Below are 1,289 nucleotides of genomic sequence, written 5' to 3' on the forward strand. Positions count from 1 at the left end.
TGTTCCAGGCGGCCGTTGATCGCTTCGACGGGTCCGTTGGAGGCGCCGGTGTCGAAGTAGGCCAAGATCTCGGCACGCCGCGCCCATAATGATCGGCCGAGTTGGGCCAACTCTGCCAGCCCGGACGGAACGCCGGTATGAATCCGTTTGAGCAGCTTGTACATCGCGATCTTGCCGTCACGCTTGTTCTCCTGGCCGTAGGCGTTGATCAGCTCTTGGTAGATCGCGTAGGTGACCGAGACGGCCACGTGCTCCTCGTGAGCCTCCAACCCGCTACGTAGCCGGGCCTTCTGCTTGTCTGTCAGCAACGCGATCCGGGTCAGCAGTGGTCGGCGGATACCGTAGAGCGGATCACCCGTGCGGCCGCGGTGCCCACACGTATCGTGTTGCACGCGTTGACGACACACTGTGAGCTTCTCGGCGGCCAGATGGACCACGTGGAACGGGTCCATCACCGCCCGCGCCTTATCCAATGCCTCGGCGGTCGCGGTGCGATACCCGGTGAATCCGTCCATGGTGACCACCCGGATCCGGTCCCGAAAGGAGTCATCGCGGGCATCGAGCCAGTCCTTCAACGCCGCTTTGGACCGGCCGCCCACCATATCCAGCAAGCGCGCCGACCCGGTCCCATCCACAATCGGTGTGAGGTCGACCAGCACGGTCACGAAACTCGAATCACCATTGCCGCGAACATGTTTCCACTTGTGCTCATCAACACCGAGAACCCTGACACCGTCGAGTCGGCCAGGCGCCGAAGCCACCGTACGCGCCGCCTGCAACGCGAGGGCATTCACGGTGTTCCAGCCCAACCCGACCGACGCGGCGACCGCAGAGACGCTCATCTTGTCCAGAATCATCCGCCGAAGAATCCACGCGATCGTGCGGCGCGTCACCGCCGCGCGCGGCGCGACGATCGCCGAGATGTCGGCGCGAAAGATGCCCTGACCACACGCGCCGTTCTCGCAGGCGTAGCGCGGCACCCTCAGATGCAACCGGGTCGGATGGCCCACGATCGGTAGATCTGCCACCTCACGATCGACATGATCACGCAACCGACCCGCCCGCTCGCACCTCGGGCAGCTACTCTTCGGGGCCAAGACCTCGCAGAACAGGTGTGTGCGATCCTCGCCGTCGAGAGCGGCATCGGTGATCGTCACCCCGAGTTCGATCGTGCGGCAAATCGTGTCGGCAATGGCGCTACGCTGCAACGAGGGTCCTGTCGGTGTGAGTGATGAGGTGTAGGGGCTTTCATCTTCACACCACAGGACCCGCCCGCATCCCCGGCTCGC

General features: G+C 64.2%; 1 protein-coding gene. It reads right to left on the bottom strand.

Going from position 1 to position 1,289, the window contains the following annotated elements; genetic code table 11:
• On the bottom strand, nucleotides 1–1,052 hold a 1,052-nt coding region (locus tag T458_RS0129675), incomplete at its 3' end, for an ISL3 family transposase (RefSeq protein WP_252989901.1).
• Nucleotides 1,053–1,289 lie beyond the last annotated feature (237 nt).

This window comes from Brevibacillus panacihumi W25, from assembly GCF_000503775.1.
GTDB classification, from domain to species: Bacteria; Bacillota; Bacilli; order Brevibacillales; family Brevibacillaceae; genus Brevibacillus; species Brevibacillus panacihumi_A.